Origin of the sequence: Mesorhizobium sp. 1B3 (assembly GCF_050958605.1) — a bacterium.
Classification (GTDB): Bacteria; Pseudomonadota; Alphaproteobacteria; order Rhizobiales; family Rhizobiaceae.
This window is the reverse complement of record NZ_JBJHDO010000002.1, coordinates 153243-178658: the sequence shown is the minus strand read 5'-3', so window position 1 is coordinate 178658 and position 25416 is coordinate 153243. Positions and strand designations below refer to the sequence as shown.

At 61.1% G+C, this 25416-nt stretch carries 21 protein-coding genes; 18 read left to right on the top strand and 3 right to left on the bottom strand.

Going from position 1 to position 25416, the window contains the following annotated elements; translation table 11 throughout:
• Positions 1-116 precede the first annotated feature (116 nt).
• The 16 genes from ACCO56_RS05930 (at position 117) to ACCO56_RS05855 (ending at position 20498) form a co-directional block, all read left to right on the top strand.
• Complete coding sequence (locus ACCO56_RS05930; protein ID WP_433638627.1) at positions 117-1712, top strand: methyl-accepting chemotaxis protein; 1596 nt, start codon at positions 117-119, stop codon at positions 1710-1712.
• The gene (locus tag ACCO56_RS05925) at positions 1693-2004 is read left to right on the top strand and encodes an STAS domain-containing protein (protein ID WP_433638626.1); all 312 of its coding nucleotides are present in this window, start codon (positions 1693-1695) and stop codon (positions 2002-2004) included. Before ACCO56_RS05930 ends, ACCO56_RS05925 begins: the two co-directional genes overlap by 20 nt.
• Entirely contained in the window at positions 2004-2369 is a 366-nt protein-coding gene (locus ACCO56_RS05920; RefSeq protein WP_433638624.1) for a response regulator, read from the top strand. The genes ACCO56_RS05925 and ACCO56_RS05920 overlap by 1 nt, the downstream gene beginning before the upstream one ends.
• 23 nt (positions 2370-2392) lie before the next feature.
• The gene (locus tag ACCO56_RS05915; RefSeq protein ID WP_433638622.1) at positions 2393-4594 is read left to right on the top strand and encodes a chemotaxis protein CheA; all 2202 of its coding nucleotides are present in this window, start codon (positions 2393-2395) and stop codon (positions 4592-4594) included.
• Positions 4591-5067 (top strand): chemotaxis protein CheW, encoded by a 477-nt coding sequence (locus ACCO56_RS05910; protein ID WP_433638619.1) that lies wholly within the window; start codon positions 4591-4593, stop codon positions 5065-5067. The genes ACCO56_RS05915 and ACCO56_RS05910 overlap by 4 nt, the downstream gene beginning before the upstream one ends.
• Before the next feature lie 14 nt (positions 5068-5081).
• Positions 5082-5948, top strand: a complete 867-nt coding sequence (locus ACCO56_RS05905) for a CheR family methyltransferase (protein ID WP_433639776.1) — start codon at positions 5082-5084, stop codon at positions 5946-5948.
• Positions 5945-6979 carry a protein-glutamate methylesterase/protein-glutamine glutaminase gene (locus tag ACCO56_RS05900; protein ID WP_433638618.1) on the top strand — a complete coding sequence of 345 codons (1035 nt, stop codon included), beginning with the start codon at positions 5945-5947 and terminating at the stop codon, positions 6977-6979. The genes ACCO56_RS05905 and ACCO56_RS05900 overlap by 4 nt, the downstream gene beginning before the upstream one ends.
• A 12-nt stretch (positions 6980-6991) precedes the next feature.
• On the top strand, positions 6992-7381 hold the full coding sequence (locus ACCO56_RS05895) for a response regulator (protein WP_433638616.1): 390 nt from the start codon (positions 6992-6994) through the stop codon (positions 7379-7381).
• Positions 7378-7920: a chemotaxis protein CheD gene (locus ACCO56_RS05890; protein WP_433638613.1), complete on the top strand. Its 543-nt coding sequence runs from the start codon at positions 7378-7380 to the stop codon at positions 7918-7920. Before ACCO56_RS05895 ends, ACCO56_RS05890 begins: the two co-directional genes overlap by 4 nt.
• 7 nt (positions 7921-7927) lie before the next feature.
• A complete protein-coding gene (locus ACCO56_RS05885; RefSeq protein ID WP_433638611.1) occupies positions 7928-8317 on the top strand; it encodes a hypothetical protein in 390 nt (129 codons plus the stop codon).
• 377 nt (positions 8318-8694) lie between these two features.
• The gene (locus ACCO56_RS05880; protein WP_433638609.1) at positions 8695-10560 is read left to right on the top strand and encodes a PIN-like domain-containing protein; all 1866 of its coding nucleotides are present in this window, start codon (positions 8695-8697) and stop codon (positions 10558-10560) included.
• Between the two features lie 43 nt (positions 10561-10603).
• Positions 10604-12142, top strand: coding sequence for an ATP-binding protein (locus ACCO56_RS05875; protein ID WP_433638606.1), 1539 nt, complete (start codon positions 10604-10606; stop codon positions 12140-12142).
• Positions 12143-12367: 225 nt separating this feature from the next.
• Positions 12368-14710 (top strand): DGQHR domain-containing protein, encoded by a 2343-nt coding sequence (locus ACCO56_RS05870; protein WP_433638604.1) that lies wholly within the window; start codon positions 12368-12370, stop codon positions 14708-14710.
• Positions 14711-14817: 107 nt separating this feature from the next.
• Positions 14818-16443, top strand: a complete 1626-nt coding sequence (locus tag ACCO56_RS05865) for a radical SAM protein (protein WP_433638602.1) — start codon at positions 14818-14820, stop codon at positions 16441-16443.
• Between the two features lie 19 nt (positions 16444-16462).
• A complete protein-coding gene (locus ACCO56_RS05860; RefSeq protein WP_433638601.1) occupies positions 16463-18010 on the top strand; it encodes an ATP-binding protein in 1548 nt (515 codons plus the stop codon).
• A 523-nt stretch (positions 18011-18533) separates the two neighbouring features.
• Positions 18534-20498 (top strand): methyl-accepting chemotaxis protein, encoded by a 1965-nt coding sequence (locus ACCO56_RS05855; RefSeq protein ID WP_433638600.1) that lies wholly within the window; start codon positions 18534-18536, stop codon positions 20496-20498.
• 115 nt (positions 20499-20613) lie between these two features.
• Here the strand turns inward: ACCO56_RS05855 and ACCO56_RS05850 are convergent, their stop codons facing one another.
• Positions 20614-22095, bottom strand: a complete 1482-nt coding sequence (locus ACCO56_RS05850) for a methyl-accepting chemotaxis protein (protein WP_433638598.1) — start codon at positions 22093-22095, stop codon at positions 20614-20616.
• A 223-nt stretch (positions 22096-22318) separates the two neighbouring features.
• On the opposite strand from ACCO56_RS05850, the gene ACCO56_RS05845 reads away from it, so the two are divergent.
• Together ACCO56_RS05845 and ACCO56_RS05840 are read left to right on the top strand one after the other, a co-directional pair.
• Positions 22319-23029, top strand: a complete 711-nt coding sequence (locus ACCO56_RS05845) for a helix-turn-helix transcriptional regulator (protein ID WP_433638596.1) — start codon at positions 22319-22321, stop codon at positions 23027-23029.
• A gap of 16 nt (positions 23030-23045) precedes the next feature.
• Positions 23046-23765: a response regulator transcription factor gene (locus ACCO56_RS05840; protein WP_433638595.1), complete on the top strand. Its 720-nt coding sequence runs from the start codon at positions 23046-23048 to the stop codon at positions 23763-23765.
• A gap of 99 nt (positions 23766-23864) precedes the next feature.
• On the opposite strand, the gene ACCO56_RS05835 is transcribed toward ACCO56_RS05840, so the two are convergent.
• Both ACCO56_RS05835 and flhB read right to left on the bottom strand, forming a co-directional pair.
• A complete protein-coding gene (locus tag ACCO56_RS05835) occupies positions 23865-24320 on the bottom strand; it encodes a hypothetical protein (RefSeq protein ID WP_433638593.1) in 456 nt (151 codons plus the stop codon).
• The gene (gene flhB / locus ACCO56_RS05830; protein WP_433638591.1) at positions 24317-25414 is read right to left on the bottom strand and encodes a flagellar biosynthesis protein FlhB; all 1098 of its coding nucleotides are present in this window, start codon (positions 25412-25414) and stop codon (positions 24317-24319) included. The genes ACCO56_RS05835 and flhB overlap by 4 nt, the downstream gene beginning before the upstream one ends.
• Positions 25415-25416: the final 2 nt, after the last annotated feature.

The window sequence follows — 25416 nt, the reverse complement described above, 5'->3', positions numbered from 1 at the left end:
ATTCGTTACCATATTGGCCTCACCGAGGATTGGCCGTTACAGCCATAGGCATGATGCCGCTCCTCGGACCCGGCTAATCCGGAATGAAATGCCTTCCCAGAAATTTTGGATTACCCATGGCTACCCAGGGCGGCCCCCGCACCTCTATGAACGACCACCTCGATTTCATGGGCTTCGATACGGAAGGCCGCGCCCGGCTGCGGGCTCTGAAGCCGGTCGTGGCCAAGGCGATCGGCCCGGCGCTGGCGGTGTTCTACGAGAGGGTGAAGGCGAATCCGGAGACCCGGAAGTATTTTGCCAACGATGCACACATCGCGGCGGCCAAGAGCAAGCAGGAACAGCATTGGCATATCATCGCTGACGCCGAGTTCGGCCCGACCTACGAGACGGCCGTTCGCGCCATCGGCCGGGCGCATGCGAAGATCGGCATCGAGCCCCGTGTCTATGTGGCGGGTTACGCTCTGGTCGCCGAACAACTGATCAAGGCCGTCGTGGCCGAACACTGGCCGCGTCGTTTCGGCCTGTCCGGCAAAGGTCAGGAAGAGTTCGCCGCGACCCTGTCCAGCCTCATGAAGGCGGTGATGGTCGACACTGGCCTTGCCATCTCGATCTATCTCGAGGAGCTCGAAGAGCGGCGACACAAAGCCGAGGCCGACCGGGTCGCCGCCGAGGAGGCCCAGCGCGTCGCGCTCGATGCCGTCAATGCCGCCTTGCGTGGTCTCGCCCAGGGTGACCTGAAAATTCGCATCACCACTGATGTCGCGCCCGAATTCGAACGGCTCAAGACGGATTTCAACGAGGCGACGGCCGAACTCGAGAAGGCGATCGCCTCTGTCGCGACGTCGGCAAGCGCGATCGGGGGCGGCTCGTCCGAGATCGGCCAGGCTTCCGACGACCTGTCGCGCCGCACCGAGCAGCAGGCGGCCAGCCTCGAACAGACCGCGGCCGCGCTCGGTCAGCTCACCGCCAGCGTCAAGCGCGCTACGGCCGGCGCCAGCGAGGCGGCCAAGAAAGTGGTCGCGGCGCGGGCCGAGGCCGAGCATTCCGGCAAGATCGTGCAGAACGCCGTGGCCGCGATGAACGGCATCGAGAAATCCTCGCGCGAAATCTCGCAGATCATCGGCGTGATCGACGAAATCGCGTTTCAGACCAATCTCTTGGCGCTCAACGCCGGCGTCGAGGCGGCCCGTGCCGGCGAGGCCGGCCGCGGCTTCGCCGTGGTCGCCTCGGAAGTCCGTTCGCTCGCCCAGCGCTCGGCCGACGCGGCCAAGGAGATCAAGGCGCTGATCTCGACCAGTTCGGCCCAGGTCGACGCAGGCGTGAAGCTGATGGCCGAAACCGGCAAGGTTTCCGAGAACATCATCGTCCAAGTGGCCGAGATCAACAATCTCGTCTCGGAAATGGCGGCTTCCTCGCAGGAGCAGTCAACCGGCCTCAGCGAGGTCAACATCGCCATCAACCAGATGGACCAGGCGACCCAGCAGAACGCCGCCATGGTCGAGGAGACCACCGCCGCCGTTCATTCGTTGCGCAGCCAGGTGGCCGAACTCGTCCGCACCGTGTCGCGCTTCCAGGCCGAAGGACAGCCGGGGGTTACTTCAGCCCCGCTGCCTGCGGCGCCGAAACGGCCCTTGCCGTCGCAGACCAGCTACGCCGTGCAGGGCAACACAGCATTCGCCGCAGGAGATGTCGATGGATGGGAAGAGTTCTGAGGTATCTGCCGTGAAGGAGCACGTGAACATCGCACTGCCCGCAGTGATGGACATCACCGCGGCCGGTTCGCTGGCAAGCGAGATCCTGCTCCATCGCGGCAAGGATGTGACCCTCGACGCCTCCGGAGTCGAGCGCATGGGCGCGCAGTGCCTTCAGGTGCTGCTCTCCACCGCCGCCACATGGTCGCATGACGGGATGCAGCTTGAACTCGGCAGCCCGTCCCCGCAATTCACCGAAGCGCTCGAGACGGCTGGTCTCGTTGTGGACAATCTCTCGGCAAGGAACAGCTAATGAAGAAGGTCATTCTCACTGTCGATGATTCGCGTACGATCCGGGAAATGCTGCGCACCGCGCTGTGCGAAGCGGGCATGGACGTCGTTCAGGCCGAGGATGGTGTGCAAGGCCTCGAAGTCCTGCAATCGACGATTCCCAGCGTCATCGTTACCGACATCAACATGCCGCGGCTCGACGGGTTCGGTTTCATCGAGGCTGTACGCAGCAACGATCAATACCGGGCCATCCCGATCCTTGTCCTGACCACCGAGAGCATGGACGAGAAGAAGGACCGCGCGCGCCGAGCCGGCGCCACGGGCTGGATCGTCAAGCCCTTCGACCCCGTCAAGCTGGTCAGCGCGATCAATCGCGTCGCCGCCTGAGCACGCAGGGAGGCATTTCCGACATGGATACGATGGCGGCCATCAGGCAGACTTTCTTCCAGGAATGCGAGGAGCAGCTCGCCGAGCTGGAAAGCGGCCTGCTTGCGATCGAACGACAGGAAAGCGACTCCGAGACGATCAATGCCGTGTTCCGCGCCGTGCATTCGATAAAGGGCGGCGCCGGCGCCTTCGGGCTCGACGAGCTCGTCCGCTTCGCTCACACCTTCGAGACGACGCTCGACCTGATGCGCTCGAACGCGCTGGAGATCACCGGCAATCTGGTCAAGCTCATGCTGCGGTCCGCCGACGGCCTCGCCGATCTCGTTCGTTTCTCGCGCGACGGCACCGATCTCGACCGTGCTCGCATTGCGCAACTGCATGCCGAGTTGACAAGCGCCGCCTCAGGCGATGCCGCTCCTACCATAGAAGCTGCCCCTGCCCCGGCCGCCGCGGACGAAAGCAACGGACCCGACGAGAACGGCTTCACGCCGATCCGCTTTTCTCTGGAAGACCTTGTCGCGACCGAACTGGACACTCCCATGGAAGAGACGACGCGAGGCCCGCTCGTCGTCTCCTTCCGTCCGAAGCCCGAACTCTATGCCAAGGCCAACGACGCGCTCGTACTCCTGCGCGAAGTAAGGCGCCTCGGCGACGTCTCGATCTCCTGCGACATCTCCGAGGTTCCGCTCCTCACCGAACTCGATCCGGAGGGCGCCTATCTCTCCTGGAAGGTCGAACTCGATCCGGCCATCGAGGAGAACGCCGTCCGCGAGGTCTTCGAATTCGTCACCTTCGACTGCGACCTCGACATCTCCGTGAAGGCGGCATTTTCTTCGCAGGATACCGAAGCGGCCGATTTCCAGGTGATCCCCGTTGCCGACATCGCCACCATGCTGGCCGAGAGCCCCGCACCCGCAGAGACCGCCCCGATCACGCCGCCCCAGCCGGAGCGCGAGATGACGCCGACCGAGACGCTGATCAAGGCCGGAACGGCGCAGGCCGCGCCCCAATCGGCGCAGCAGACCACGATCCGGGTCGACCTCGACCGGGTCGACAGGCTGATCGACCTCGTCGGCGAGTTGGTCATCAACCAGTCGATGCTCGCCCAGCGCGTCACGGAGGCCGGCATCGCCCGCTTGTCGGAAGTGGCCGTCGGCCTCGACGATCTCGAACATCTCACCCGCGAGATCCAGGACAGCGTCATGGCGATCCGCGCCCAGCCGGTCCGTCCGATCTTCCAGCGCATGTCGCGTGTCGTGCGCGAAGTGGCCGATATGACGGGCAAATCGGTGCGCCTGGTGACGGAAGGCGAGAACTGCGAGGTCGACAAGACCGTCATCGAGCGCCTCGCGGATCCGCTCACCCACATGATCCGCAACGCGATCGACCATGGGCTGGAGAAGCCGGAAGATCGCCTGGCGGCCGGCAAAAGCGAACAAGGCCTGGTGCGTATGACAGCCGCGCACCGCTCGGGACGCGTGATCATCGAGGTCTCCGACGACGGCGCCGGCATCAACCGCGCTCGCGTCAGGCAAATCGCGGTCGACAAAAGTCTGATAGACCCCAACGCTCAGCTTTCCGATGGCGAAATCGACGATCTGATCTTCGCCCCCGGCTTCTCGACGGCCAGCACCATCTCCGACGTGTCGGGCCGAGGCGTCGGCATGGATGTGGTGAAGCGCTCGATCCAGGCGCTGGGTGGCCGGATCAGCATCTCCTCGCGGCCTGGCCACGGCACTACCTTCACGCTCAGCCTGCCCCTCACGCTGGCCGTTCTCGACGGTATGGTGGTGACCGTCGCTGGCCAGACGCTGGTGGTTCCCCTCACAGCCATCGTCGAGACCCTGCAACCCAAAGAGCAGGACGTGCACGGCCTTGGCGAGACGAGCCGCGTCGTCGCCATCCGCGGCTCCTTCATACCGCTCATCGATATCGGCCTGCAGCTCGGCTATCGCGAGGAGGAGGCCGATCCGTTCAACAGCGTCGCCATCATGGTCGAATCGGAAAACAGGACGCAGAGCGCGCTCCTGGTCGACGGGATCATCGGCCAGCAACAGGTCGTCATCAAGAGCCTCGAGACCAATTACGGCCACGTCTTCGGGGTCGCGGCAGCAACCATTCTCGGCGACGGTCGTGTCGCCGTCATTCTCGACGTCGACGCGATCGTCGCCGGCACTCGTTCGGAGATGAACCGGTCGGACAATCGCAAAAGGAGCGCAGCATGATACAGGCTAGCGAAAAAGACCTTTCCGCCAACAGCGAACTGATCGCCTTCCGGATCGGCGGCCAGGAGTTCTGCGTCGACATCATGTCGGTCAGGGACATCAGGGGGTGGACGCAGACGACCCCCCTTCCCCACTCGCCCGATTACGTGAAGGGCGTGATCAACCTGCGCGGCTCGGTGCTGCCGGTCATCGACCTCGCCGCGCGGCTGGGGTTCACACCAACGGAGCCGACGGCGCGCCACGTCATCATCGTCACGCAGGTCGCCAACCAGAGCGTCGGCCTCCTGGTCGAGGCGGTGTCGGACATCCTCACCATCAACGCGGCCACTATCCAGCCCACGCCGGACGTGGCTTCGGAGTTGGCGCGCGTCTTCATGAAAGGAGTGCTCGCGATCGAGGGGCGCATGATCAGCCTGATCTCGCTCGACTGCGTGCTGCCGCAAACCCAGGAAACCGCGGGAACCGTGCATTGAGCACTTCGACCACCATGGACGCGGCGGCCCTCGTGCCGGGCGAGTATCTGCTGACGGTCTCCGATTTCCGGCAGATCGCGGCGATCCTCCATGACGATGCCGGCATCAGCCTGTCGGAATCGAAGGCGGCGCTCGTCTATGCGCGCCTCGCCAAACGCCTGCGCGTCCTTGGTCTGTCGAGCTTCCGCGACTATTGCGCGATCGTTTCCAACGGCAACGCCGTCGACGAGCGCCAGAAGCTGGTCGCTGCGCTGACCACCAATGTGACGAAGTTCTTCCGTGAGAAGCACCACTTCGACCACCTGCGCCAGAAAGTGCTGCCCGGGCTGATCGAGCGCGCCCGTAAGGGCGGCCGGGTCCGGATCTGGTCCGCCGGTTGCTCGAACGGTCAGGAAGCCTACTCCGCCGCGCTTGTCATCCTTCAGATGATGCCTGACGTGCTCGACTACGACTTCAAGCTCCTGGCCAGCGACATCGACCCCAACATGATCGCCGAGGGCCGCATCGGCGCCTATGCCGAGAGCGCGATAGAAGACGTGCCGGCGGAACTCCGGAACCGCTGGCTGAGCCGCAGCCGCGACGGCGGCGAGACGAGATGGCAGGTGGCCGAGGAGGCACGCCAGCTCGTCGCCTTCCGCGAGCTCAATCTTTTCGCTCGCTGGCCGATGAAGAGGCCCTTCGACGTCATCTTCTGCCGCAACGTCGCGATCTATTTCGACAAGGACAAGCAGGCGGACCTATGGGCCCGTTTCGCCGGCGTGCTGGTGCCCGGCGGTCATCTCTATATCGGACATTCGGAGCGGATCTCCGGCCCCGCAGCCGACATCTTTGTGAATGACGGCATCACCACGTGGCGCTGCGCGCAGGGAGGTGTGCGATGAATCCCGTCCGTGTTCTGATCATCGACGACAGCCCGACCATGCGGAAGATCATCGCCTTCGCGCTGAACGGCGCGCCGGGCATCGAGGTCGTCGGCGAGGCACCGGACCCGACCGAAGCCTTCCGGCTCGTCGACACGCTCGACCCCGACGTCATCACGCTCGACGTCGAGATGCCGAAGATGAACGGCCTCGACTTCCTGCGCCGGGTGATGAAGCACCGCCCTCGCCCGGTGATCATGGTGTCCACGCTTACCGTCAGCGGCGCCGCTGTCACTGTCGAAGCACTGGCGAACGGCGCCTTCGACTGCGTCGCGAAACCTTCGCTCCAGGACGACCGCACCTTCCGCGAACTTGCCGAGAAGGTTCGCGCCGCCGGTGAATCGCGCCGCAAGCGGCAGGATGGCCTTGCCGCGCCGACGCAGGCGCCAGCCGCGCCGCACAGCTATCGCGCCACCGAACGCATCGTCGCCATCGGCGCTTCGACCGGAGGTGTCGAGGCCCTCATCACCGTGCTGAGCGGTTTTCCGGCGGACTGCCCGCCCACCGTCATCACCCAGCACATGCCGGCCAATTTCACCCGCAGCTTTTCCGAACGCCTCGACCGTCTTTGCAAGCCGACGATCACCGAGGCCAAGGATCGCGAAGTGCTGACTGACGGCCACGTCTACATAGCGCCGGGAGGCCAGTTCCATCTCGAAGTGTTCAGGCGCGGCAACGGCTTCGAAAGCCGGCTCCGAGAGGGCGATCCCGTCTCCGGCCATCGGCCGTCCGTCGACGTCCTGATGTCCTCCGTAGCGAAGGCGGCCGGCGCCGGTTCCGTCGGTGTCATCCTCACCGGCATGGGCCGGGACGGCGCTCAAGGCCTCCTCCAGATGCGCCAGGCGGGTGCCCGTACGATTGGTCAGAATGAGGCAAGCTCCCTGATCTACGGCATGCCGCGCGTCGCGTTCGAGATCGGGGCGGTGGGCCGGCAGGTCCCCCTCACAAGAATAAGCCAGGAAATACTCGACCCCCGGTCGAGACCGGAATGAAGGGAGCATGGAATGTCACTCCTCGCCCAATTGAAAATCCTCGTCGTGGATGACACGACGACCAGCCGGCTGCTGCTGCGCGACGCTCTCGAGAATCTTGGCTTCCGTCAGATTCACGTCGCGGCCGACGGCGAGCAGGCGCTGAAGATGATGATGACCGCTCCCTGCCATCTCATCATCTCGGATTACAACATGCCGAAGATGGATGGGCTGCAGCTTTTGAAGGCGATCCGCGAATGCAAGCCGCTCAGCCGCACGCCCTTCATCATCCTGACCGGCAATGCAGACCGCAAGGTGCTCGAGGACGGCGCCAAGCTCGGCCTGAACAACTACCTGACGAAACCCTTCACGCCCGACAATCTGCGGCGTTCGCTGGAAGCGATCGTCGGGAGGCTTCATTGACGGAAAGCCGCCGGCCCAAACGGGTCCATGTCATACAAGGCGAGTGCCACGTCACGGACGATCGCGAGACCGTGATGACGACCGTGCTCGGTTCCTGCATCGCCGCCTGCATGCGTGACCCCGTGCTCGGGATCGGCGGCATGAACCATTTCCTGTTGCCCGGCGATGGCGAACGCGGCAGCCAGAAGGAGGCCGAACGCTTCGGTGTCTACTTGATGGAGCTCCTGGTCAATGGGCTCCTGAAACGCGGAGCCAGCCGCCATTCGCTCGAGGCCAAGCTGTTTGGCGGGGCCCGCACCGTCCAGGGTTTCGCCGATATCGGGGCCAAGAATTTCGAATTCGCCCGCAACTTTCTCGAAAATGAATCGATCCGCTACGCCGGCGGCAGCGTCGGCGGCGATCAGGGGCGCAAACTGGAGTATCACCCCGCGACGGGACGGGCGCGTCAATTCCTGCTGCCGCGCAGCACCCCCGAGCCGGTCCTGCCCGCCATCCGCCGTCCATCTCCCGCCGAAGTCGGCAATGTCGAACTCTTTTGAGGAACCCATGAGCGTCGAAGGGGACATTGCCCTTGCCGAGGAATTCCACGAGCCCCTTGCCGACGTTCTTTCACGGGTGGAAGGGGCACTTGCCGAGATGGCCCGGCTGGTCGATCACAACCAGTCGCTGATCGCCCGCCTCACTTGGACGGCGGGCGCCGCCGACCCGTCCTACGTCGCGGCCATGCAGGAAGCCGATCTGGTTTCTCAGAAGCTCGACGGCATCGCAGGCTTTCTGCGCGCCATCGCCAAGACGCTCCCGGCGGATTTCCGTGTGGAGACCCATCGCGCGACCGGCGACCTGCTCCTGGCCGAGCTGATGCACAAGATCGGCGCACGAGGCCGTGAAAAAGCTCATGACGCCGGTCAAGCGGCCGGCGATTTCGACCTGTTCTAGGGTCAGAACTCAATCGGCATTATCGTTTTGCGGCACGGAAGCCGGTTGAGCGTGAGTGACGGCTTTGCGCCCCATGTCGGTCATTCGGAGTGCCTCCCCGAATTCCCCAAAGCTACCGGTCCGCTGAGGCCGCTGCAGTGTCCATGACAGCGTAGTTACGCGCTGCAAGGCAGTGAGATTTCGAGCCTATTGAGTGCAATTCCTGACCATTTTGCGAAGCGCTTGGCTGCGGAGCAACCCCACCGTGAAAAAGGCATGATCTTCTAACGCTCCACGAACAGAACACAGATGACACTCCATTTTCCAGCGGGTAGGGTTCACGGAACCGTCAAGGGGGACGGCAACTGGCGATCAGCGCCGAGGGTTCGGGAGGGGTGATGCGGCTTGATCCGTTGGTCCGGGATTATCCGTCCTACCTCGACGACCTGATACGCGCGCTTTCTGATCCCAAGACGCGGGTATATCTCGACACTTCCCTGCTGATGTGGTTAATTCGGATTGGTGCCGACGCCCGAGCGGAATTTATGGTTTGGGCCGCCTCGCGACCCGCCGGCGCAGTGCGGGTCCCCGTCTGGGCCGCGCACGAGCTGCATAAACACCTGTCCGCCAACACCATCCCCAACAACGTGTCGGCCACGATCCGCGAGGCCATGGGGAAATACGACGAATTCGTCTGGCTCGCCGCCGAGCGGGCCGACGAGGACTGCTCGCGCCGCGGCGGGTTTACCGGGCGGGTCGAACTCCTGTCAGCTTTGAGTTTGTCGCACACTCAGGTCGCCCGGATCGCCAAGGCGATCTCGGTTGAGGACGCGCAGATCCGCGCCGCGACGGAGGAGGTAATCGCCTTCGCCAATGATCGTATGATGGACACGGACGTCAGCGCCATCCTGCAGACTCTCAACGAAGTCGGGCAGTTCCGTTACGACCACCGCGTTCCGCCGGGTTTTCAGGACAACAAGCCCGAGAACCGCTTTGGTGACGTGATCCTGTGGGAAGAAATCCTCGCTGACATGGCCGCGGCGGGCCAGACCAAGGCGGGCAACCCGCGAAGGACGCCGCTTGCCACCAACGCCGTTTTTGTTTCGCGTGACAAGAAGCCCGACTGGGTCAGCGCAGCCCGGTGGCTCTCCGGGGTCGGCCCGGAGGCGAGCAAGGCGGACCGGAATTTCGATCTCGACGTCGCTCTGCCCCATCCGATGCTGCTGCATGAGTTCCGGCGCCGGACCGGCGGCGACAAAGTATTTATCACCCATCCAGCCTTCTTGGCCACCACGCTGGATCTCGCAGCCCGGCGATCCGGGAGTCCCAGTCCGTCCCGCATCTGGCAGGCTGCGACCCACCGCCTCGACTTGGTCGCCCAGCTGGACAAGAGGCTTCAGCCGTTCGGCGAGGCTCCGGTGGTCGTCCAGCCCGAGGCGCCGCCGCCTCCATCCGAGCCCGCGCCGCCCACCGCTTTGGACTGGGACAGTTTTACGGTGCGGCAGGTCGCGACTCCGAGCGTTTCGGCGGAGGTCGACGCCATCCTCAATGCCCTTCCCGCCGAGGCCGAGGCCGCCATCGCCGCACTACTGACCCCGGCTGGGGGCACCGAGATCGATGGCGTGCGGCTAGGGCGGGTGTTCGCCGAGCTCACAGTCGCCGAGGCGTCCGGCTGGCCCGAGCGATTGCCGCTCTATCTGGAAAAGGTGCGCGCTACGAGCGAACAGGCTGCCCAACTGGCGCTTCTCGCTTTCGCAAGTTCAGCGGTGTTTGACCGCTTTGACGAGAACCGCCGAGAGCCAGAGCCGCGTATCCTTCAAGCGGTGCTTGGTCTGGAGAACGATCCCAGGATGGCGGATGCGTTCAGGACGATCGGCCGTCTTGTGGAGGAAAGGGGCGTCCGCTTGCCCTATGTTCCCGGATCTGGTGCCAACGTTCGCTACACGCTCGAACTGGGACCGGCCCCGGCGCCCTTCCGAATCCGGGCGATTCGTCTGGGCGGCCAAGCTGCTTTGCTGGCTAACCTTCCCGCCAACTCCGAACGCACGCTCACGCGTCTCTTGGGCAGGCCCCCAACAGAGGGCTGCACGGGACGGGACTTGAGGCTTCTGCTCGCCCGAACCTATCTGACGCCGGTCGACAGACTGTCGTCGGAGTTCGATGCTAGAGCGCTCACCTGGACAGAGGATTCGGGCTTGCAACCCCTCGATACCGGCGGCGACGGTGGCATCGGGCAAGATTTGGATACGGATGACTATGACTGACCTTACGTCTTCGCCGCTGACGCCCAAGCCCCCGATTCCGCACGTGGGCGCCTTCGTGCTCGAAACCCTGACACTCGGTATGTATGGAGAACCGCGCCACACGCTGCGTGAATATGTGCAGAACGCCTTCGATTCTATCCGCAGCGCCCAGAGGCTGAAACGCCTCACGGGGCGCGGCGAGGTCACTATCCGGCTTGCAGCCGACAAGATTAGCATCCGCGACAACGGTCTTGGCGTCTCGGCGGCTCAGGCCTATCGCACGCTGACCTCGGTGGGTGCGTCCAAGAAAGATCGCCAGCGCGACGCCGGGTTCCGCGGCATCGGACGCTTGGCAGGCATGGCCTACTGCGACACCCTTACCTTTGAAACAAGCTTCCCTGACGAAACTGTTGTGACGACGGTCTCATTCGATTGCACAAAACTCCTGAAGGCCATGGACCCGGACAGCGGCGGGGACATGGAACTGTCGCGCCTGCTAGGTTCGGCAATCACCTTCGCCCAGGTAGAGACCGCGACGCCCGAGGAGCATTATTTCGAGGTCCGGATGGAAGGGCTCGCGCATGCGCCAGACAACCTCAAAAACGGGTCGAGCGTGATCGAGTATCTGTCCGAGACGGTGCCGGTTCCCTACGATCCGTCCTGGCCGAGGGCGGCGCAGATCGAACAGAGCTACCGATCCTTCTTCGGTGCGCCGATGGAGACCATCGATGTGACCGTCGTGGAAGGCGCCATAGAAACCCTCGTCTTCAAGCCTTACGGCGAGCGTTACGACCACGCCAACGGCGAAACCGAACTGGATTCGGTCGAATTCGAACAGGACACAGACGGTCGCTATTGGGGTTGGATTGGTCGGACCAAGGATGCGGTGACCATCTCCGACTGGAAGACCCGGGCGCCGCGCATGCGGGTCCGCAACATCCAGGTCGACGGCACCCAGCTGTTTGAACAGCTTTTCTCGGAAGTGAACCCCTCTTACGGCCGACTGGCCGCCTACTACGTCGGCGAGATCCACATCGCGCCGGACCATGTAGTCCCGAACGCGCGCCGTGACGGCTTCGAGGAAACGGAGAACTGGTTGGCGATCCGCAAGGACCTCATCGAAGGCCTATGCGCCAACCTGGCGAGCCAAGCCTACGAAGCGTCGCGCGACAAACAGAAGGAAATTACCAAGGTAATCAAACAGGTAGATGAGCTCAAGAAAGCCGGTGGCAAGCTGACGCAAAACCCCAAAGCCTCCTACGAAGCCGTGGTAGATCTTCTGACGAAGGCGCGCCGCCTGCGTCGCAATGCCTCCTCCGCCCTCAAGGTCGCAAACGCGGTAGACTCCACCGTCGCAGCGGGCAAGGAACTGGGTCCGACCAGCAATGTCGCCGTGCTTCAGGAAGCTGCCAAGGATGTCGAGGCAATCGAGTCCCAAGCGCGGATGCTGATCGGCCGCTTCATGGACGACGATGAAAAGATCACCGCACTCCGGTCGCGCATCCGGAACGAGCTAATGGAGGAGGTTCTGGCCATCGTGAGCGCTCACGTGGACCCACCCACCTATCAGGCAATCCGGAAGAATCTACTCGCCTTGACGTAAAACATCAGCAGGGCGCGCTCGCACGCGGCCCAGTTAATAAGAAGGTATGTCTGCTGTTTCCAATGCGGCGTGTTGCTAGGCTGCACCATATGGTAGTCTCAAAGCATGAGGTTGTGGAGGTCGGAGCGAATTGCCCGTCAGGCGGTTCAAAAAACCTCTGTGCGCCTTGCAGACAGATCGTTCCGCGGTTTTATTACCGAATATTGGGAGCGGGGGATTCTTGCCATGACCGAACAGCCTCTCGGACCCCTCGTGTCCGGAGACGAAATCACGTCCGAGCTGCGCCGAAGAAAAAGCAAGGATGTTTATAAGACCATCACAGGCTCAACAAAAAAGCTCATAGCCGAGAAGGTCAAGCTAGAAGAGGCGGACGGCTGGCGCGCTGTCAGAAGGAACACCAAATCGACTCGAATGGCTCGAGTCAAACCTACTGATGAGCAACTCGAAGACGAGGTATGGAGTATCCTCGCCCAGATGGGCTTCAAGGAATTGAGCAAGGGCCGCCAGTTTCAAATTGCCGTCGAGGACGGCCTGCCACCTCGCCAGATTGACGTTTTTGCCAAAGACGACGAGACGGTCATCATTGTCGAGTGCACCCAGAAGGACACGCCCGGCAAGAAAAATATGGCGAACCTCATCGAAAAGATGAAGTCAATACGGGAGCCGGTCTGGAAATCTGTCAGGAAATTTTATGGACAACAGGTCAGACTGAAGATTCGGCATGTAATCGCGACAAGAAACGTATCATGGAGCGATGTGGACCTTGCAAAATGCAAGGAAGCCCAGATTGCCGTCGTTGCGGACGGTGAAATCGACTACTATGCCTCGCTCGTACAGCACCTCAAACACGCGGCCCGATACCAGTTTCTCGCGCATATGTTCGGCGGTCAGAAAATTGACGGTCTGGCCAGGCAGGTTGTTGCAACCCGCGGGAAGATGGGTGGAGAGACGTTCTACACGTTTCTCATCCCACCCGATGAGCTGCTGAAAATCGCCTACGTTGGCCACAAGGCCAGCCGCGATATCGAGAACCTCGCAACATACCAGCGCATGTTGCAGCCACGGCGGCTCACGAAGATTGCGGAATACATCAATGGCGGCGGCAAATTTCCGACAAACATCGTTATCAATCTCAAGCCTGGGAAGCGCTCGGCCCTGAGATTCGAGGAAAAGGAAAAGATTGGCGAGGAAGCGCTCGGCATTCTGCACTTGCCTGCGAATTATGCGTCGGCCTGGGTAATCGACGGCCAGCACCGTCTGTATGGATATGCCTACGCCAGGGATGGCGATGGATTTGCGCAGGACAAAACGACCCTGCCGGTTCTGGCTTATGAGAACCTGTCGGCCGACAAGGAGATGAACCTCTTCATCGACATTAACAGCAAACAGGTTAAGGTCAGTACAGGGCTGCTCGTCGAGCTTTATTCGGACCTGCACTGGTGCTCTAGCGACCCCGAAGAAGCGTTTCAGGCATTGCTGTCGCGGATTTCCTCGCGTCTAAATACCGAGAAGACTTCGCCGCTCAACGACCGGATGGTGGTCACCGGCAAGAAGAAGACCTCCTTTCGATGCCTCACGCAGACCTCTATCCGTGACGGTCTCGGTGTTGCAAAGCTCCTCGGAACCTTGAGTAGAGGGGCGGTCGTTCCAGGCCCACTTTCGACGGCGAACGCGGATGCTTACGATGCAAACCTCAAGAAGGGCATCTCCGTCCTCACCGATTGCTTTCGCCTCTTCGCCGACCAATTGGAGAACCACTGGAAAACTGGCGACGGACCAGGAGGGTATCTTTGCACCAATAACGGTATCAGGGCCCTCTTTCACATCATAAAGGATGTTGCCGACCACATCCGGCAAAAAGACGGATCTGACCTGTATCTGCTTTCAGCCGACGAGACGTTTGCAGAGATTTCGCCGTACCTGCAAACGCTCATTGACTATTTCAAGACGGCAACGCCCCAGGAAGTTCAGTCCTTTCGGCGCATCGGGTCGTCCCTGACGGCGGTGCGTCAACAGGCATATGGAATGGAAGCGCAGATAGCCAAGACGTATCCCAACTTCGCGCCGCCGGGGCTCAAGGACTACCTAGAATCTCGCGACGAAGCTGGAACGGATGAGGCGGCTGCCAAGGTCACGAAAATACACAAAAAACTGTTTGATTACGTCATCGGTACACTGAAACGTCACTACGGCATGCAGGACAAGGCGTGGTGGACGAAGGGCGTCCCGCTCAAAATCCGCCAACAATGCTCACTGGCCTGGGAAGAGAAGGATCGTGAAGGTAAGGAAGAGTCCCACCTCTACCTGATCAGCTATATCGATATCTGCCACCAGAACTGGGAACTCGTGAAAGACGTGATTTCCCTCGGTTCAAAGGACAAAGATAACAGGAAGCAGGCTACGAAATGGATCAAGGAGCTCAATGACATCAGGACCATCACAGCCCATCCCGAGCGGGGGGTCCTCACCACGGATCAAGTGGCTTTTGTCAATGAGACCTTCGAAAAAATGGAGAGATACCTGCCCGAAGAAGGCGAGCAGCCGCAAGCTTCGCTGGCGGTTGCATAAAGCGCGTTGATCTTCTGCCGGACCGGTGGTCGAGAGCGGAACTACGACGGGATCGACAAGAGCGGTTTCTCTATGTACGGTGGCCGGCAACTGAATCGGGGCAGGGAATGGCGAACAAAAACATCCTTCTCGTGGAGCCGGGGTACCGCAACAAATACCCGCCGCTAGGATTGATGAAAATCGCCCAATATCACGGGCCGCACGGCAAAAAGGACAATGTGCGATTCATTAAAGGCGAGGACCGGACCGCCTACGATACGGCGTGGGACCGGATATACATCACTACGCTTTTCTCGTTTGAATGGGACCGGACAGCACGCAGCATTGATTTCGCTCTCGACCTTGTAGGTGGGCAGGCCCATCGTGTCTTTGTGGGAGGTATTGCCGCATCGCTGATGCACGAGAAGTATATCAGCGAACCGAAATGGCGCGGAGTTAGATTTATCACAGGACTTTTAGGCTCTTCCCCGGCAGTTTCTCTTAATCTTGATCCATTCGAAGAGGAGTTGTACTCAGACGATACGACTGGCAAGCCAATTGAGGATTTGATCCCCGACTACAGTATCCTAGATCAGATCGAATATAAATACCCGGTTTCGGACGCATATTTCACTTACGCTTCGCGTGGGTGTGTGCGGAAATGCGCCTTTTGTGGCGTTCCGAAACTGGAAGGCATGCAGCGAGATACGAACTCGCTGACCGAAATTGTCGAGGGAGTGAGCCGCCTGTATGGCGAAAAACGCGATCTAACCTTGATGGACAACAATGTCGTGGCTTCGGCCAACTTCAAGGACATCATTGCGGAAATCATAGATCTTGGTTTCGAACGCGGGGCGACCTTGCGCCGTGGGCGCTACGAGCTGCAACGCCGTGTCGATTTCAATCAGGGAGTCGACGCTCGGATTCTCTGCAAAGACCCGATGTATCTGCAGCAGCTTTCTCGGATTGCTATCAAGCCCCTTCGTATCGCTTTTGACCATCTCGGGGTGAAGAAGCCTTACACGCAGGCCATTCGGTACGCGGCGGAAGCGGGGCTCACCGAGCTGTCTAACTACATGCTCTACAACTTTCATGACACCCCGCAAGATCTCTTTGAGCGGATGCGTCTGAACGTTGACCTAAACGAAGAGTTGAATATCCGTATTTTCTCCTTTCCAATGCGTTACCAGCCGGTAACGCTTCCGGATCGCAGTCATGTCGGAAAGAATTGGAACGCATATTACTTGCGATCTATGCAAGTCGTGCTGCAAGCGACCCACGGCATCGTAAGTGGCGCACCAGAGTTCTTTAGAAAAGCCTATGGCGACACTTATGAAGAATTTGAGAATATTCTGTTCAGGCCGCATCACTACATTTTCAACCGAAACTGGTATGAGCAGTTTGAAGGCCGGGCTGAGTTCGACTCTTTTCAATCTGCCATGCGCAGGCTGACGCCTGAGGAGCGTACTGAATTGCTCGAATATCTATGCGGGCGGGACAGGAATAGCTACGAGGCGGATCTGCATTTTCTGGCTAATGGCGCCTTGCGCGAGGCCGCGCGTTATTTTGTCCCTATGCCCAAGAGCGAGGAGGCTCGCATATGGGAGGAGCAGAAGATGCGGCGGGTTGAAGATATCAGCGCATACCTCGTGCCGGAAGATGAAAGGGTTGAGGATGCCGTCTTGACCGACGAAGATGTGCAGCCGGGCACAAATTCGAAGCAGGAGCAAAACGTCACGAAGGCCTATGCGTAACGGAGTGGGGGTCTAGAAGATGATCGAAGCGCAACGGGTTGTAGGTGCCGGCTCTGAAATGCCGGAGATTTTCGTCGGAATGGACATATTGGAGCTCTTGAGTAGCTCGATGTATGTCAATCCGCTTTCGATCTTTCGCGAATATGTGCAGAACGCGACTGATGCAATTGATGATGCCGTGGCATCCGGTCTCCTTAGCTCGACAGATGACGGACTCATTGAAATAAATTTAGATCACATCGACCGGCGGGTGGTTATCCGGGACAACGGCAGGGGTCTTTCAAATAGAGATTTCTCTGTCCGCATGCTCTCGTTTGGCGCTAGTGAGAAACGCGGCACGGATGCGAGGGGGTTCCGAGGGGTAGGGCGGCTGTCCGGTCTGGGGTATGTGCAGCAACTCGTGTTTCGGTCCAGAGCCAAAGGGGACACAAAGGTTCTGGAAGCAGCGTGGGATGGACGCGCGGTAAAGCGGATGCTGGCATCAGCCAGCAACGATGTTGACCTGCAAACGATTGTGAGAGAGGCGGTCACATTCAAGCAGCTTGATCCCGAGGATTTCCCAGTTCACTTTTTTGAGGTCGAGCTCATTAAACCCCGCCGGATAGCTAATGACCGGCTATTGAATGAGTTAGAACTGGAGGCCTTCATCGGACAGGTCTGTCCTTGTCCGTTCTCGCCCGAATTCTCGTTTGGAAGCGAAATCGCGGCACTACTTGCACCTCATGGGCGAGCGGGTAAGTCTTACAACATCCACATCAATGGGGCAGAAACCCCGGTCTATCGTCCTTATCGCGATGAGGTTGTTTATTCGGACGCGAAGAAATCCGCGCTGCGCAGTCTCAAATCCTTCGAAATCGAGAACATTGATGGCGGTATCGCTGCTATCGGTTGGCTCATCCATCACGACTATCACGGTATGATTCCGACCTCGCAAGGGGTTCGTGGCCTTCGCGCCCGCGTGGGTAATATACAGATTGGCAATGACCGCCTGTTCCTAGAGGTATTTCCGGAGGACCGTTTCTGCTCGTGGGCGATCGGGGAAGTTCATGTCCTCGATGCACGCGTTGTGCCTAATGGACGTCGCGACGAATTCGAAAGCAACACACATTTGGACAACATCATTGCCCACTTGCGTCCCGTAGGAGCCGAGGTGGCACGTGAGTGCCGCGTTTCCTCTCAGAAACGGAACCGACTGAAGACATTCGAGCTAAGCGCGGACAAGGTCTACGAGAAGCTGGGCGTGATCAAGCAAGGGGCCATCTCCGACCGTTATGCGAAGTCTATGAAGGCGGAAATCGGTACGCTCCTGTCTGAGATGCAGAAGGCGGTGAATTTCGAACTCTTCGAAGGTGAAGACCGGCGTGCACTTAGAGGGCAACTTGCTTCGATCGAGAAGGCTGTTGACGCTCAGACGACTAGAGCCAGGGGCGATATTATTGAAAACCTGCCTGATCACAAGAGGACAATTTACAAGGAAGTTTTTGATCTTATCTACGATTGCTCTGTGAATCAGGTTGCCGCCAAGAGTCTCATCGACCGAATGCTTGATCGTCTATCACGAAAATAGGACTCCGCCGGGTCGTGTCCCGCATTCCCATGCATTTAAGCTAAGTGCATGCTCGGTTTGTGGGCGTCGAACAGCATCTCGTGCGTTTTGCAGCGGATACGGCAATCGCTCGGGGGGATAAAATCAACCTTTCTCATCCAGAACCGGACCGTCCGGAGACGGCCCCAAACACGTCATTTCACGTTCAGCATGGCAACGGCCACTCATGGTGCTGCTAGCTGGTTCCGAGCGAGCTAGCTACGGCAGGGAAATGTGACGCGTCGGACATAGAAGCCGGTCCAAGCTGAGTTGAGTTTTGACCTGGAACTCTTTTTGCAGCCAAGAAAAGAACAAACTCTATTAGCCGCCATGCAGTCTTCGGGTCGCCGGTAACGTCTTGTTGAGTCTTCTTCTTTAAGAGATCGAGACGCGCCGGCTTGGACTCCCAGTCCAAAGGCATGATGCCGCGCCGCCGCTGCCTCCGGCATTGTCTCTTCCATTTTCTGTACTTGGTCACGATCCGGCGCCAGCAGGAGGCCTCGTCATGAAATTCCGTGCTTTCGGTTTTGGAAAAACGCGCAAGACAGTCGGGAGCGGAATGCGGCTCACGGTTTCGCGCGCCATGGTCGGTTTCGCCTTCCTGTTCGTGGCCGGCTTCGCCGCGGTGGTCGCCGTGAGCAGCTTCGCCTTGATGAAGCTGAAGGTGAATGGGCCCGTCTTCAGCGAGATCATGCTGGGCAACCAGCTTGTCGCCGACATCCTGCCGCCACCGGTGTTCACCGTCGAAGCATATATCCTCGCCCAACAGATGAATGACGGAGCGGAGAGCGCCGCGAGCGGCAAGAAGAGGCTGGCGGAGATGAAGCGCGTCTATCTCGAGCGCAAGGCATTCTGGGACAAGGCGCCGATCCCGGAAGTGCTGCGCGGCGAGCTCAACATGGTCCTCATCGGCAACACTTTTTTCTGGAGCGAGCTGGAGACCAATTTCATCCCGGCTCTGGAGAAGGGCGACCGGGTCGCCGCGCGCTCGTCCTTCGAAAAGCTCAGCAAGACGTTCAACATCCATGCCAACAAGATCCACAAACTGGCCGAGAAGGCGAACGCCTATGTGAAAAAGGTCGACGAGCGGGCCGCAAGCGAGACCAGACTCTACGAGACGATCATGTTGTCGACGGCAGGGGTCGTCCTGCTGATGGTCGGCGGCATGCTGTTCTGGCTGCATCGTCGCGTCGTGCGGGCCGTCACCGCGATGGCTCGCTACATGAACAAGCTCGCAGCCGACGATTACGAGACCGAGGTTCCTTATTCCGGTCGCCGCGACGAGATCGGCGAGATGGCGCGGGCGGTGTCCGTGTTCCGCGCCGCGGGCCTCGAGAAGCAACGACTCGAAGCCGAAGCCGACGACGCGCGCCGTGCGATGGACGAGGAGCGTTCCGCACGCGAGACCGAAACGCTGGAGCGCCAGCGCGCAGCGAAATTCGCGGTCGATGTCATGGCCGAAAGCCTCACTCGCCTTGCCGAAGGCGACCTCGTCCAGCGCATCGAGATCCCGCTATCGGCCGGTGCCGACCAGCTCCGCGCCGACTTCAACGTCTCGGTGGAGCGGCTGCAGCAGACGCTGCTCGGCATCCACGCAGCGGCCAACGCGATCCGGCGGGGCCTCGAAGAGATCACCACCGCGTCCGACGACCTGTCGAGACGCAGCGAACAGCAGGCCGCGAGCCTGGAGCAGACCGCGGCAGCACTCGGACATATCACCGAGACGGTCAGGAAGACCGCCGACGGCGCGATCCATGCCAGCAAGGTCGTCGCCGGCGCCAAGGCGGATGCCGAGGAGAGCGGCGCGGTGATGCGGCAGGCGATCGATGCGATGGGACAGATCGAGAAATCGTCCCGCGAGATCGGCAACATCATCGGCGTCATCGACGAGATCGCCTTTCAGACCAATCTCCTTGCTCTCAATGCCGGCGTCGAGGCTGCGCGGGCCGGTGAAGCCGGCCGCGGTTTCGCCGTGGTGGCCTCGGAGGTCCGCTCGCTTGCCCAGCGTTCAGCCGAGGCGGCAAGGGAAATCAAGCAGTTGATCGGAACTTCCACGGTCCAGGTGGACGCCGGAGTGAAACTTGTGACCACCACAGGAACCGTCCTGCAACGCATCGCCGCGCAGGTGAACGACATCAACGAAGTCGTGGTCGAGATCGCAGCAGGCGCCAACGAGCAGGCGACAGGACTGCGCGAGGTCAATGTCGCCGTGAGCCAGATGGACCAGACGACGCAGCAGAATGCGGCCATGGTCGAAGAGACCACCGCAGCCAGCCATTCGCTGGCCCGGGAGTCGGCAGAACTCGTACGCCTCGTCAGCCAGTTCAAGGTCAGCACGGACAATGCACCGACCGCCAGGGGCGCCGCCACGGCTCCGTCCTATGCCACGATAGCGCCCGTCGGCCGCGGCGCGCTGGCCGTCAAGCTGGTCGAGCCGGCAACGGAACCCGACGGCTGGGAGGAATTCTGATCCGGACACCCTGAGTGCTGCTGGGTGGGGGGAAGAAGAAGAATGCAGCACTTTGCGCTGGACCCGGCATTCCCTCTGGGGAATGCCGGGTCTTTTCATGCAAGCTTCCTTCGCCTCACAGAGGCTGCCAGACGTGCTCAGAGGGTTTGGGCGTCGCATCGGCGATCGCCAAGGCCGTTGCCCCTTGAAGCATCGGCAATGGCGGCTGCCGGCTGTTGTCCTGTAACAGCCGGTCGTCAGTCGGCTCGGTACGAAAGTCGTCGGCCATGGCAGCAAGCAGCCGCGTCTCGCGCCCGACATTGCGGCTCGCCGAAACGAAATGCTCTGCCATATCGGCATTGTCTCGCGCCACTGAGCCGATGACCTTCATCGCCGTGCCGATGCCGCGCAGGCCCGCCGCCTGGCTGTCGGCGCTGCGGGCGATGGCAGTGACCATGCCGCCGATCTCACCAATCTTTCCGCTGATGCGGCTGATCGCGTCCCCTGTTTCGGTGACCAGCCTGGCACCATTCTTGACCTGGCCGGAGGATGCGGTGATCAGCACCTTGATCTCCTTCGCCGCTTCCGCCGAGCGCTGCGCCAGCGAACGCACCTCCGAGGCGACCACCGCGAAGCCGCGACCGGCAGGCCCAGCGCGGGCGGCTTCGACCCCTGCATTGAGCGCGAGGAGATTGGTCTGGAAGGCGATCTCGTCGATGACGCCGATGATCTTGTTGATCTCCTGGGAGGATTTCTCGATGCCGCCCATGGCGGCGATCGCCTGGCCGACCACCTTGTCGCCGCGTTCGGTTTCCGCCGTCACGGCCTCGATCGCCGAGCGCGCCTGCCCGACCCCGCTTGCCATCTCCGAGATGGAGAGTATGGCCTGCCGCGCGGCAGCGGAAGCTTGCTCGATACCGGCCGCCTGCCGCTCGCTGCGTTGCCCGAGCTCGCCGGCAGCTTTGTGGATCGCGGCGGCTTCCGAACGGACATGGCGGCTGGTCGTTCCGACGTAACCGACGGCATCCTGCAGACGATCCATCGCCAGATTGAAATCGTCCTTGAGCTGGCGGAACTCCTCGGGAAAATCGACACGAATGCGGGTCGTCAGGTCGCCTTCGGCAATCCTGGAAAGCACCAGGCTCATCAGCCGAAGCATGGCCGACTGCAGTTTGGCGACGGCTGCCCGAGCGCTCTCGGTCTCGCGGCGGCGCTCCTCCTGCGCGATGCGCTCTGCCATGATGGCGGCGTCGGCGGCATCCTTCTCCAGGGTTTGGTTGCGCAACCTGTCGAGCGTCCGTGCGATCGCGCCGATTTCGTCACCGCGCGAGCCGCAGGGAACCTGGCCATCCAGTTCGCCATCCGCCAGTGCGACGGCTCGCCGAGCGACGGCATGGAGCGGCCGCGCGATGCGCAGCCGCGCGTAAAGATAGACAAGCACGGTCACTCCCAGCGTCGCCATTGCTGGCTGGACCAGATCTGCAAACCCGGTCGGCGCGCGATTCGCCAGAAAGAGCGAGGCTGCCTGGCCGGAGGCGGCAAGCGGAGCTACCGTCAAAGCCAGGCTGGCGGCGATCGACCGCCGCCTGAAAAACCCCGATTGCCCATTCGAACTCATTGCCGCTCCCCAGAATCCGCGACCGCTCGGCCGCGCGTGGTCGCCGGTCCGGTCACCGACTGGCTGCATTCCCGATCCGGACCCTAGAAAACGGGGCTTACTTCAGTCTTGCGGATTGGAATCACGTGAAAACATGTGCACGGAAACACCGGCGGCGGTTTCATCCGAGACATCGGCCGTTACATTGCCCCCTATCGATTCTAAGAACTGCAAGTGGGGGCCCGTGGAAGCAGGCGAAGCATTCCGCAGCCTTGCCGGCGCGATTGCGACGGTGGCATCGCCGGCGGACGGCGTGCGGATCATGCGCAGCATGACGGAACTGGTCGGCGCGGAGCAATATCTTCTGCTCGATCTGCCGCCCGAGCACGCGACTGAAAACACCCGGATTCTGATGTCGAATTGGCCGCACGACACGCTCGACGTGATTGGGCTGGAAACCATCTCGCTACTCGCCGACCCGGCCGGCGTGGCGAACCTTGGGGCGTCTCCCTCACAATTCACACGCCTCGATGAAGCTGCGCTCAGTATCATGCTCGATCCGAGACAGGCGTTGCTGCTCGCCGAGTTCGGACATCACGAGCTTGTCGCGGCGCGCATCCATGCCGGTCGCAGCCGCGGCCTGGCCGTCTTCTCCGCCTCCACCCTCCAGGCGATCGATCTCGAGTTGCTGCCTCAGGTGCAGCTTCTTTGCTGCCATGTCTGGTCGAAGCTCAATGCCGGCATGCAGCGCGGCCTTGCCGAAGACCCGCTCTCGGACCGCGAACGCGAATGCCTGCGCTGGGTATCGGAAGGCAAGACCACGGACGATGTGGCCCTCATTCTCGACGTCTCGGCCAACACAGTGAACCGCTACATACTGCATGCCACCCAGAAATTATCAGCCGCCAACCGCACCATGGCCATTGCTGTAGCCATTCGCAGCGGCATCATCTGACAGGGAAGCAATTCGAATGTCGAAGACGGCGAAAAACAGGAAAGGCGCCTCGAGTCCCGCGCTGGCGCGCGAGCTCAAGGCGTTCGCTGCCCTGGCTTCCGCCTTCGCGGAGCTTGCGCAGGAGGTCGAGGCAGAAGAATATAGCGTGTTCACCTTCGGCCCGAGCCTGGGACAGGCACGCCTCGTCGCCGCCGTCGATTCCGACTTTCCCAAGACCTCGCGCACCAGCAAGCGTCTCGCCGAGCAAACTCGTGCCGGGCTGGGCGAGCGCCTGCGCAACTCGTCGCGTCCCTTCCGCTGGCGGCGTGGCCGGAAGTCGGCGTCACAGGAGCTTTGCCTAGCCGACGAAGCCGATCTGTTCGCTCATCAAGGATCGGGCGTCGCGCTGCCGCTTCACGCCGCCGCGGGACGCAACGGCCTTGCCGTGTTCTTCGGCGAGACTCCAGGCCTATCGGACGACATGCTGATCGAATTCCATTTGCGCTGCGTCCGGCTCTTTTCGGCGCTCATCGACGTGACCACCGCTTCGGCGCGCAAGGTGCCGGCCATGTCGAACCGCGAGCTGGATTGCCTGCGCCTCACCGCCGACGGCAAGACCAGCGAGGAGATCGCAGAGCTGCTGCATCTCTCGGCCCACACCGCCAATCAGTATCTGACCGCAGCCGCCCTGAAGCTCGATGCGGTGAACCGCACGCACGCCGTCTCGAAGGCGCTGAGGATGGGCCTGATCAGCTAGAGCATTTCGCAGCCGACCGGATTCGGTCGGCGTCGCGAGAATGCGGCAAAAACAAAGACCTAAAGCGTGTCACCCGACTCCGATTGCCAGCGACACACTTTAGAGCGGGGCGGAATCCTGGTGTGGGACGCGCGGGATCATCTTGCGCAGCCTCGCCGCCTCCAACGCAGTCTCGAGGAAACTGGTGTTCTCTTCCGGGTCGTCGGAGGAGTTCTCGAAAGCGACGTAGTTGACCGTCACCGAAGCGGACAGGTCGCAAAGGGTGAGCGCGAAGTAAACGGTCGCGCCCTTCGGCTTGAGTTCCATGTCGAGCGTGATCTCGGGTTCTCCGGACCAGCCCATGCGCGCCTCCCCACCATGTCCGAAGGACAGCGTGCCGGGCATGAAATAAAGCTCCGACGCGCTCTCCACGATATCGGCAATGGTCGAGAAATGCTCCAGCCGGATGTAGGCGACGTAGTCGACGACGTCGATCATGCGAAGTTCAGTCGCCACCTCCTCGATGGCTTTCGCCACTATGATTTCCCGGGCGACAGTATGTGGCTGACGGATCATGATAAATCTCTGTAATTATGACGCTGCGCCTGCGCCGGCTTGGCATAGACCACGCGAATGAGTTCGGCGACCGCCTGGTAGAACTGCGGTGGTATCATGCTATCCACCGAAACTTGTTTGTACATGGAGCGGGCGAGCGCCACATTCTCGAAAACGGGGATGTTGTTCTCTTCCGCGATCTCGCGGATCTTGAGCGCGATCAGATCCTGTCCTTTTGCGATGACGAGAGGGGCTGCATCCTTCTCGCGCACATAACGCAGTGCAATCGCGAAGTGGGTCGGATTGGCGATGACCAGCGTGGCCTTGGGGATTTCCGTCAGCATGCGCCGACGCGCCCTGTCGCGCGCCACCGAGCGGATCTTCGCCTTGACCTGCGGATCGCCGTCCGATTGCTTCAGTTCGTCCTTCACTTCCTGGCGGGTCATCCTCAGATCGCTGCGCCAGTGGAAACGCTGCCAGATCAGATCGACGCCCGCAATCATCGCCATGACCAGTGTGATGGTGACGAGGATCTGGATCAACGTGCTCCTGATCACCAGGCCGAAAGCGCCGGGATCGCTCAGCATGCCCTGGAGCAAGGTCGAATGGAGACCCTTCAGCACGAAGGCCAGAGCACCGACCGTCAGCACGAGCTTGCCGACCGATTTCAGGAATTCGGCGAAACCCTGCGCGCCGAACATGCGCGACCAGCCCTGCGCCAGCGAGATCCGCGAGAGTTTCGGCCGGACCCGCTCCAGCACCATGCTGGGCGCATTCTGGAGCAACGATGCCGCGAGGCCCGCCACGACCATCAGGGCGATGAACACCACCAGCGACTTGCCGACCTCGACGAACACGATTTCATAAAGCGACGCGGCGTCGACATCCGTGGCGAGCGACCATTCCTCGGGTTTTTCAAGGAAGATCGACAGGAACCCGCCGAGGTTCTTCATCTGGTCGTAGGCGAAAAACAGGGTGAAGATCAGGAAGGCCATGATCGAAGCGAACAGCGGTGCCTCTTTCGAGAAGGGAACCTGTCCCTTGTCGAGGGCGTCACGGATCTTCCTCTCCGTGGCTTCTTCTGTCTTGCTGTCCTTGTCCGGCTTCTCGGACATCG

Excerpts from the sequence above, each read along its gene's own strand:
- ACCO56_RS05895 (WP_433638616.1), top strand. The coding sequence starts at position 6,992 with ATGTCACTCCTCGCCCAATTGAAAATCCTCGTCGTGGATGACACGACG.
- ACCO56_RS05850 (WP_433638598.1), bottom strand. The coding sequence starts at position 22,095 with ATGAGTTCGAATGGGCAATCGGGGTTTTTCAGGCGGCGGTCGATCGCC.
- ACCO56_RS05880 (WP_433638609.1), top strand. The coding sequence starts at position 8,695 with ATGCGGCTTGATCCGTTGGTCCGGGATTATCCGTCCTACCTCGACGAC.
- ACCO56_RS05865 (WP_433638602.1), top strand. The coding sequence starts at position 14,818 with ATGGCGAACAAAAACATCCTTCTCGTGGAGCCGGGGTACCGCAACAAA.
- ACCO56_RS05855 (WP_433638600.1), top strand. The coding sequence starts at position 18,534 with ATGAAATTCCGTGCTTTCGGTTTTGGAAAAACGCGCAAGACAGTCGGG.
- ACCO56_RS05920 (WP_433638624.1), top strand. The coding sequence starts at position 2,004 with ATGAAGAAGGTCATTCTCACTGTCGATGATTCGCGTACGATCCGGGAA.
- ACCO56_RS05860 (WP_433638601.1), top strand. The coding sequence starts at position 16,463 with ATGATCGAAGCGCAACGGGTTGTAGGTGCCGGCTCTGAAATGCCGGAG.
- ACCO56_RS05870 (WP_433638604.1), top strand. The coding sequence starts at position 12,368 with ATGACCGAACAGCCTCTCGGACCCCTCGTGTCCGGAGACGAAATCACG.
- ACCO56_RS05905 (WP_433639776.1), top strand. The coding sequence starts at position 5,082 with ATGGACGCGGCGGCCCTCGTGCCGGGCGAGTATCTGCTGACGGTCTCC.
- flhB (WP_433638591.1), bottom strand. The coding sequence starts at position 25,414 with ATGTCCGAGAAGCCGGACAAGGACAGCAAGACAGAAGAAGCCACGGAG.
- ACCO56_RS05840 (WP_433638595.1), top strand. The coding sequence starts at position 23,046 with ATGTCGAAGACGGCGAAAAACAGGAAAGGCGCCTCGAGTCCCGCGCTG.
- ACCO56_RS05835 (WP_433638593.1), bottom strand. The coding sequence starts at position 24,320 with ATGATCCGTCAGCCACATACTGTCGCCCGGGAAATCATAGTGGCGAAA.
- ACCO56_RS05930 (WP_433638627.1), top strand. The coding sequence starts at position 117 with ATGGCTACCCAGGGCGGCCCCCGCACCTCTATGAACGACCACCTCGAT.
- ACCO56_RS05925 (WP_433638626.1), top strand. The coding sequence starts at position 1,693 with ATGGATGGGAAGAGTTCTGAGGTATCTGCCGTGAAGGAGCACGTGAAC.
- ACCO56_RS05900 (WP_433638618.1), top strand. The coding sequence starts at position 5,945 with ATGAATCCCGTCCGTGTTCTGATCATCGACGACAGCCCGACCATGCGG.
- ACCO56_RS05915 (WP_433638622.1), top strand. The coding sequence starts at position 2,393 with ATGGATACGATGGCGGCCATCAGGCAGACTTTCTTCCAGGAATGCGAG.
- ACCO56_RS05910 (WP_433638619.1), top strand. The coding sequence starts at position 4,591 with ATGATACAGGCTAGCGAAAAAGACCTTTCCGCCAACAGCGAACTGATC.
- ACCO56_RS05885 (WP_433638611.1), top strand. The coding sequence starts at position 7,928 with ATGAGCGTCGAAGGGGACATTGCCCTTGCCGAGGAATTCCACGAGCCC.